The sequence below is a fragment of the Abyssisolibacter fermentans genome (assembly GCF_001559865.1).
Taxonomy (GTDB): Bacteria; Bacillota; Clostridia; order Tissierellales; family MCWD3; genus Abyssisolibacter; species Abyssisolibacter fermentans.
The window spans coordinates 36,980-45,238 of sequence record NZ_LOHE01000042.1 but is presented as its reverse complement, the minus strand read 5'-3'; the positions used below and the strand labels follow the sequence as shown (position 1 = coordinate 45,238).

The following is an 8,259-nucleotide window of genomic DNA, read 5'->3' as shown; positions in this document are numbered from 1 at the left end:
CTTCGAATTCACTGAAATCTTCTAATTCAGAATTATACAGCATATTATTTAACGTTATATGAAAAATCAGGGATAAATAATAGATACTATTTTTAAATTTAAAAACCCTTTATTATATTTATTAAATTTTTTTGAATTATTAAAGAACGCTCATTATTTAAGCCTCTTTCATGTTTAGGTACATTATTAATAATTATTTTTTTTATATTAGTTGGTTTTTCACTAAGAACTACAATCTCATCTCCTAGCATTAAAGCTGCATGTATATCATGTGTTATAAAGATAACAGTTTTATTATCAATTGCATGAAGCTTTTGAAAATCCGTTATTAAATTCATTCTAAGCTCTAAATCTAAAGATTTAAAAGGCTCGTCCATTAAAAGAATATTTGCAGGATATGCAAATGCTCTAGCAATAGCAGTCCTTTGTTTCATCCCTCCACTAAGCTTATTAGGGTAATAACTCTCATATTCTTTTAAACCTACTACATCTAAGCATCTATCTATAGTACTATTAATTTCCTTTTCACTCATTTTATCTTCTAAAACAAATCTAATATTTTCTTTAACGGTTTTCCATTTTAAAAGGCGTGGTTCTTGAAATAAATAACTTATAGTTTTATCTTCAAAACCATCTATTGATCCTGAATCAGGCTTTAGCACTCCAGACATTATATTAAACAAAGTAGTTTTTCCACATCCTGATGGACCTAAAATACAAGTTATAATATTGTCCTTAATATCAAGGTTTAAATCTTCTAATACACAAAGATTTTCGTATGATTTATTTAATTCTCTTATTTTATACATATAAAACTACCTCCAGCTTTCAAATCTATGCTGTAATGCTCTAAAAAATGTTTCAACAATAAAAGAAAGTATTATTATGACTATTGTCCATGCGAATACTCCTGCTGTTTCTAAAAAAATAGACTCATCCTGCAAAGCAGTTCCTATAGATACTGCGGGCTGACTTAGTACTTCAGCTGTTACAACTGATTTTATTGTCATACCCCAACCAATAGATATAGCTGCAAATAAATATGATGATATTGAAGGCAGATAAATGTTTTTAACTATACTAAGCCTTTTTACTTTATACATGTATGCCATTTCTATTAAGTCATCATCAATGTTTCTTACACCTTCTAAAACATTATTATATATTACAGGAAAAGTAATTAGAAAACCAACAAAATTTGGAGTTATTTTTCTAAACCATATTAAGGCAAGGAGTATTATTGAAATAACAGGTGTAGTTTTAATAATAGTTATTATAGGCTGTAATAAATAAAATACAGGCTTAAAAAACCCTGATAAAAAACCTAATATAGTTCCGATTATTAAAGCTATAGTAAATGTTATTATACAAGTTTTAAACGTTGATAAAACAGTTATAAAAAATCCATCTTCTTTAATTATGCTAAGTAATTTTTTAAATACTTTTATTGGAGGAGGAAATGTTACATCTTGACCTATTACACTTGAAAGAATTGTACAAACTATTAATATAACCACTAATGAAATAATTATATATATACTGTTAAGTAAAGGGCTATAATTTTTATAGCCCTTTTGATTTTTTAGCATTCTTAAATCATTGTCTGGTATTGATTGTATATTTTTATTATCATTAATTCTCATAATAGAACCCTTCATCAGGAAGTTTATCACCTATAGATTTTGGATTAAAGTCTAACAATATTTTTAAGAATTCTTCTGTTGCCTTTTTAGCATCTTTTGCATCCATATATTTTAAATTACATCTTGGTATAGAGTTTTCAATTATCTTAGCATTAGGCATTATTCCCAGCTCTTGCCCCTTAATTCCTGCTTGTTCTTTATTCATATTAACCCACTCTATAGAACCTTTATGTTCTCTTAAAAATGCTTTAACTATCTCAGGATGAGCATCTGCTAGTTCTTTTTTAACAAATATTGATGATTGAGGAAAGCCTAAATCATTGTCATACTTTTTAGCCCATTCTTCTTGTATGTTCATAACAACTTTAACATTTTTATTTTTCATTAAAACTTGTGTTTGTACAGGCTCAGGTAAAACTGCTGTTGTAGCTTTTCCTGTTATCATATATGTTGCTAATTCTTGTGGACTGTTTAAATATACTAGTTTAACATCTTTATTTATATCAAGTCCATTTAACTGTAGCAAGTTAGAAAATACTATTCCTGGAGTCCCTGTTTTACCAATTAAATAAATCTCTTTATCTTTAAGGTCACTCCATCCTTTTATATCCTCAGTACTTGATAGATGAAGTACTCCCCATGAATATACATCTGCTAAAACATATTCTCCTTCAGTCTTATTATAAATGTTTGCTCCTAAATTTGTTGGTGCTACAATAAAATCAGCTTTTTTATTAAGCATATTAGCTTGTATTAAAGATACCTGTTTTAACATTTCATAATTAGCATTAACGTTTTTCCCTAAATAAGGATTATCCTTTAGCATTTTTATTAGACTCACTGCCGAAGGTCCCCCTAAGTAGTTTATATTAATATCTACATTATCTTTATCTACAATATTAGTTGAAACATTTAAAGTTTTAGTTGATTCGTCAATATCAATATTTATTCCAAAAACTGTACTAAAGAAACTTAAAGGTAATAATGTTCTCGAATCTTTTATTATAACTTTTCCTTCTAATGTGCATGGTCTGGAGTTAACCTTTACAATATTACTATTAATCTTAACTTCTACACTAACATCATTAAGTTTAATATCAACACTTCTTGTTTCTCCATTCCATTTTATATCAGCATCAAACGTCTCTAAAGCTTCTCTTGCTGGTACATATACAACATCATTTATTACTGTTGGTGAAACTCCGTATTTAACTGCCACGTTATTATCATTAACAGTTAACTTAAATTGATTATCTGATGTAGTTGCAAATCCATAACTAAATAGAAATACACTACATAATATTAATGCTAAAACTGTACTAACCACTTTTTTCATATAAAAACCTCCATTCAATAAATAAAACAATCAACGTTTATATCTTATGTACTTTAATACTAATATTACTTTTTACATAAACATTATAAGACCTTTTGATTTATACGTCAAATAATGAAATAGATACAGTTCTTATTTACCCTGCTTTAATCAGAATAGTATCTATTAATATAAACACTGTTTATTCAAGGTTATATAAAAAATCACAGCTAGAACTATTTCAGCTGATTCTAAACATAGTATAATTACATTTATATTAATTAGTCATAAATTTCACACTTCTAATTTGTAAAATAACAAAAATGATAATTGGCAAAATCATTTCAAATATAATAGCATAATATGGCCAAATTCCAGCGTTATAATCCCAATAATCAAGAACTCCTATAAATAAAATATTAGATAAAATTATCATAAATAATCCAATAGGAACTACTAATGTTTTATAATCTTCAATATTGAATATCTTTGCAAAACATTTACTAGTAGCAAAAAAATATATACTTATTTTAATAAAAGCTCCTAATGCATAAACTGTAGATATAACAACTTCTATTCTCTGTATGGTATCAAAAACATTTATTCTTGAAATAGCAGTAAATGTTGGATGAAACAACATTGAAGATCTATTAGCACCTAAAACAAAAATGGTAGTTGTAGAAATTATCAACATTATACCTCCCCCAAATAACAAACCTGTAAGATAGACTTTTAGAGATGATTTTTTTTCTTTAAATTTGGTAAAAACCATAGAAAAAGTCGTTATTTCTCCAAATGGAAACGTAAAAGCCATAAAAGCTCCTTTTAAAATCGGATTTATTCCATTATAAAAAACTGGACGAATATTATTTATATCCATTCTGGGAATTGCAAATAAAACTGAACTAATTATAAAAAACAAAAATACAATAAACATAAATTCTGCCCATTTACCTAAAACTTTAATTCCACTTTTTACTGTCCATACACTCAAAAGCATAATACTTATCATAATTACAATATTAGGCGTGTAATTCAAAAAAGCTGTATTAACAAATTGTCCAAAATTAATTAAAACTAAAGTTCCCTCCTCTAAAAAATAATAAGCATATGCTATCATAATTATTTTTCCAATATACTTACCAAAACAAATTTCAATTACATCAAATAAATTTTTACCAGGTAATTTATTGTTGAATCTGCTAATTATTATTACGACTGGAATTGTCATAAGGATTGATATTATAATTGATATCCAGAAATCCTCTTTACCGTCCATTCCAGGTATTATTAAAGCTGTAGTTCCTGCTAAAAACATTATAATAAGAATTATCATTTGTTTATTTGTAATAATCTCTTTATTCAAATTTATTCCTCCAATTAACTTGATCAAATTACGTATCTTAGCTTTAGCATTTTTTTAGAGTATTTAACTAATTAATTATTATGCTTTTCAATCAAGTAGAATTATTTACATTAATAATTAGTTTTTATCTTATTCCTAATTTCTGCAATAATGAAAGTAACTATAGGAATAATTGTATAAAATAAAATAGCAATATACGGCCAAATTTCATAACTATATTCCCAATAATCAAGAACTCCTTTGAATAAAATGGAAGATAAAATCAACATAAATAATGTTGTAGGAATCACAAATAATCTATAATCGTTAAAAATGAACATCGTTGCAAAACCTTTACTAGTAGCTATTAAATAAACACTTAACTTAATAAATACACCTAATATAAAAACAGTAGAAATAATGATATCTATTCCTTGTATTACATTAAAAGCATCTATTCTTGACATAGCAACATATATTGGATATACTGCTTTCGATGCTGTTTTTGCACCTAAAATTAAAATACTAGTTGTAGAAATTAATAACGATAATAAACTCCCAATTAGTAACCCTAGACTATAAACTTTATAAGCAGACTTTTTTCCTTTGAAATTATTAAAAATCATAGTAAAAACTGTCATCTGTGCAAATGGAAATGTATATGTCTCAAAGACTCCTTTTAGAATTGGATTTATACCACTATATAATGTAGGACGAATATTATTTATATCCATTTTAGGTATTGCAAATAATATACAAACACCTATTAAGATCATAAATATAATAACCATCAATTCTGCCCATCTTCCTATAACGTTAATCCCTATTTTTGTTATCCAAATACACAAAATCATAATACTTATTAAAATAACAATAAGAGGAGTATAAGTCAAAAAAATCACATCAACAAAATAAACATAATTTAATAAAACTAATGTTGCCTCTCCTACTAAATAATATGTATATACTATAATAATTATTTTTCCGATAAATTTACCAAAACAAATTTCAAAAATATCAAATATATTTTTACCGGGAAAAATATAATAAAGTCTACAATAAATAATAATCATTGGAACAGCTAATAACATAGATAAAATAGAAGCAATCCAAAAATCTTCTTTAGCATCCATTCCCATTACTGTTAAAGCTGTAGTTCCTGCTAAAAACATTATAATAAGAATTATCATTTGTTTATTTGTAATAACCTCTTTATTCAAATTTATTCCTCCAAAATTACATAAATCTAAAATTAATTAATATTACTTTTAATGTAGTTTAACCCAATAAGCTTAATTTAATGAAAAATTTATATATTCAAACCATAATATAGGTATAGTATTTTATAATTAATTATTTTATTAAAAAAAATGTATTTTTATGTTGAAATATATATATTATATGTTATAATTTTAGAAAGTATATAATTTATTAATTTTGTCCTGAGAGGCAAAAATAAAGGAGGCTAATATTTATGAACTATTTACTATTAGAAGATGGTAGTTATTTCAATGTTAAAATTGAAAAAGGTATTAAAAATATTTTAGGAAAATTGACTTTAGAAGATGAATGCAATACTAAACTAATAAGTTATATGGGTGATATTAATTTACAAAGCAATTTATCCAATAAAAATAATTGTATGGTTTTAGATAAATATGATCTTAAAATAATAAATAAAAAAATTAGAGATAATACTCATCTTTTGGGCAAACTTGTTACAGACTCATTGCCATTAGAGTTTCATGTATATGATTTAAAGACTTCTGTACCATATGAAATATAATTTATAAACTCATTTATCAATAAAAAAACAATTAATGGAAAATTATAAAATAAAATTAGTTTTTAAAAAAAGATTTCTATAAATTTGTATCCTTATAGAAATCTTTTTTTAATACTATTTATATATAAAAATCCTCTTATAGCTTAATAAATAAACATTATTTCAATTTTTTATATATTTAAATTCCTTATTAGAATTCTGTATATCAAATTCATATAATAATATAATTATATTTTAAAAAAATGATTTTATAATAAATATTAGTCCTATACGTTTGTAATAGGTAAAAAATCTTCGCATTAATATGAATTTGTAAAGATTTTTTATCTTAAATCATAGATGATTACTTTATGCTATTTTAAAAAAAGCTAAATCAGGCGTATTCAACGATACCTGACCTAGCTTTTAGTTGTAAAAATTAGGATAGTACAATTCCTTGAAATCTTTGGAAATATGTTATGCATACTCCATCAACATATTACAAAATATAAACCTATTTATTATTTAGGCTATGTTTAAAATAATTATTGGTTTAGTGTAATTTTTTATAGGAGGTGGGCTTATAGATTTCATGGAGTTGCAACTAAGTATTTGAATCTATATCTTGTATGGCATAAGTGGCTTGAGCCATTTAAAGAATATAAAGAGTTCTTTAAATGCAATAATCTTATAAAAAATGCTATCAGTGCTTATTCTAAATTTAGAGTATGTGACATAAAGGTATTACAATCAAAAATATAAATACGATAATACTGTATTAACTTTTGGTATATTTAGGTTTATTGTAAAGGACTGTTTCACTATGCTATAAAGATATTAAGTATTGGAGTCAGGTTTGATATTTTTATGCTATTAGTTAGAAATGGTTGAAAACAAACCTATATTATGGTAAAATTATTTAAATTACTCAAAGGGGGGGCATCATATGAACAATAGAATAAAAGCATTACGTGGTGGAAATATGGATATAGATTTAGTAAGTGAAGGTGTTGATTGGAAGCAGACAGAATGTCCTTGGAATGCTTCAGACAATACAAATGAGCATAAATGTGCGGTAAAAGGAACTTCAATATGCAAGTATTTTTGTGGAATTAAATTTTTAGATAGCGTGTTATGTAGCTATCCTTATGAAAACAAAGATGTACTTAAAAGAAGTGATATAGATAGAGATTTATGGTAAAATTTCCATTTATAAGATATGTTAATTAGAATTTTAAATTAAAGGAACTTTAACTAGTTCCTTTAATTATTATCTCAATTTCAACATTTATTTTAAACATAGCCATCATTTACTATCTCCAAGTATAACAAAAACCAAAACTATCTGGTCCTAAATGTGAGCCTATTATTGGACCTATTTCATCTATATCTATTTCAACATTAGGAAACTTATTTTTTAGCATATCTTTTATTTCCATAATTTTATCCTTACACATAACATGACATATACATATTTTACAAACATCTTTAGGAATTTGCTCTATCATATATTTAAGAGCCCTGCTTTTACCCCTTAGTGATTTTTTAAGTAACAATCTACCATCTTCTAATTTAATTACAGGTTTTATATTAAGTATTTTTCCTAAAGCAGCTTTTGTCACAGATAATCTACCACCTCTTTTTAAGTACTCAAGACTGCCTACCGTAACGCTAATTCCCATATGATTTTTAATATCATAAACTTTATGTACAATATCTTCCCTACAATAACCTTGATTGGCCATATCTTTTGCAGTCAAAACCATTGTTTTCAAATGTGCAACTGTTGTTAATGAATCAATAACTGTAATTTTGTCAGTTTCTAACATATTTGCAGCCATCAAAGCACTATTATATGTGCCACTTAATTTTGAAGACATTAAAATTGCTATAACTTCATCATTGCTATTTAACGCTTTTTTAAAAACTTCCAAAAAATCTCCCACAGCTGGTTGAGAAGTTTTGGCAAAGTTTTTACTCCTACTTAATTTTATAAAATAATCATCATATGTTCCTGGATAACCTTCTATAAATTGTTCATCGTCAAGTTCATATGAAAGTGGCACTACTTCTATATCTCTATCCTTTATTATCTCTTCTTCAATATATGCAGTTGAATCAGTAACTATTTTTATTGCCATTTAAAATCACCTCTCTTATATATATAGTACCAGATACTAATACTAGGTTC

8 protein-coding genes are annotated in these 8,259 nt (G+C 25.6%); 2 read left to right on the top strand and 6 right to left on the bottom strand.

Annotated elements, in window-relative coordinates; genetic code table 11:
• Positions 1 to 98: 98 nt before the first annotated feature.
• The 5 genes from AYC61_RS06735 to AYC61_RS06715 all read right to left on the bottom strand — a co-directional run bounded on the left by AYC61_RS06735 (position 99) and on the right by AYC61_RS06715 (position 5,523).
• Complete coding sequence (locus AYC61_RS06735) at positions 99 to 809, bottom strand: ABC transporter ATP-binding protein (RefSeq protein ID WP_066498519.1); 711 nt, start codon at positions 807 to 809, stop codon at positions 99 to 101.
• A 6-nt stretch (positions 810 to 815) separates the two neighbouring features.
• The gene (locus tag AYC61_RS06730; RefSeq protein WP_162265446.1) at positions 816 to 1,643 is read right to left on the bottom strand and encodes an ABC transporter permease; all 828 of its coding nucleotides are present in this window, start codon (positions 1,641 to 1,643) and stop codon (positions 816 to 818) included.
• Positions 1,633 to 2,979 (bottom strand): stalk domain-containing protein, encoded by a 1,347-nt coding sequence (locus AYC61_RS06725; protein WP_066498512.1) that lies wholly within the window; start codon positions 2,977 to 2,979, stop codon positions 1,633 to 1,635. Before AYC61_RS06725 ends, AYC61_RS06730 begins: the two co-directional genes overlap by 11 nt.
• A 256-nt stretch (positions 2,980 to 3,235) precedes the next feature.
• Positions 3,236 to 4,324, bottom strand: coding sequence for a GerAB/ArcD/ProY family transporter (locus tag AYC61_RS06720; RefSeq protein WP_066498509.1), 1,089 nt, complete (start codon positions 4,322 to 4,324; stop codon positions 3,236 to 3,238).
• A gap of 110 nt (positions 4,325 to 4,434) precedes the next feature.
• Positions 4,435 to 5,523, bottom strand: a complete 1,089-nt coding sequence (locus AYC61_RS06715) for a GerAB/ArcD/ProY family transporter (protein WP_066498506.1) — start codon at positions 5,521 to 5,523, stop codon at positions 4,435 to 4,437.
• A 254-nt stretch (positions 5,524 to 5,777) separates the two neighbouring features.
• Here AYC61_RS06715 and AYC61_RS06710 point away from each other — a divergent pair, with 254 nt between their 5' ends.
• Positions 5,778 to 6,089 carry a hypothetical protein gene (locus AYC61_RS06710; RefSeq protein ID WP_066498498.1) on the top strand — a complete coding sequence of 104 codons (312 nt, stop codon included), beginning with the start codon at positions 5,778 to 5,780 and terminating at the stop codon, positions 6,087 to 6,089.
• Positions 6,090 to 7,014: 925 nt separating this feature from the next.
• Positions 7,015 to 7,269, top strand: coding sequence for a hypothetical protein (locus tag AYC61_RS06705; RefSeq protein ID WP_066498496.1), 255 nt, complete (start codon positions 7,015 to 7,017; stop codon positions 7,267 to 7,269).
• A 112-nt stretch (positions 7,270 to 7,381) separates the two neighbouring features.
• On the opposite strand, the gene AYC61_RS06700 is transcribed toward AYC61_RS06705, so the two are convergent.
• Positions 7,382 to 8,209: a DegV family protein gene (locus AYC61_RS06700; RefSeq protein WP_066498493.1), complete on the bottom strand. Its 828-nt coding sequence runs from the start codon at positions 8,207 to 8,209 to the stop codon at positions 7,382 to 7,384.
• Positions 8,210 to 8,259: the final 50 nt, after the last annotated feature.

Coding starts and splice junctions, on each gene's coding strand:
- AYC61_RS06725 (WP_066498512.1), bottom strand. CDS start 2,979: ATGAAAAAAGTGGTTAGTACAGTTTTAGCATTAATATTATGTAGTGTA.
- AYC61_RS06705 (WP_066498496.1), top strand. CDS start 7,015: ATGAACAATAGAATAAAAGCATTACGTGGTGGAAATATGGATATAGAT.
- AYC61_RS06730 (WP_162265446.1), bottom strand. CDS start 1,643: ATGAGAATTAATGATAATAAAAATATACAATCAATACCAGACAATGAT.
- AYC61_RS06700 (WP_066498493.1), bottom strand. CDS start 8,209: ATGGCAATAAAAATAGTTACTGATTCAACTGCATATATTGAAGAAGAG.
- AYC61_RS06710 (WP_066498498.1), top strand. CDS start 5,778: ATGAACTATTTACTATTAGAAGATGGTAGTTATTTCAATGTTAAAATT.
- AYC61_RS06735 (WP_066498519.1), bottom strand. CDS start 809: ATGTATAAAATAAGAGAATTAAATAAATCATACGAAAATCTTTGTGTA.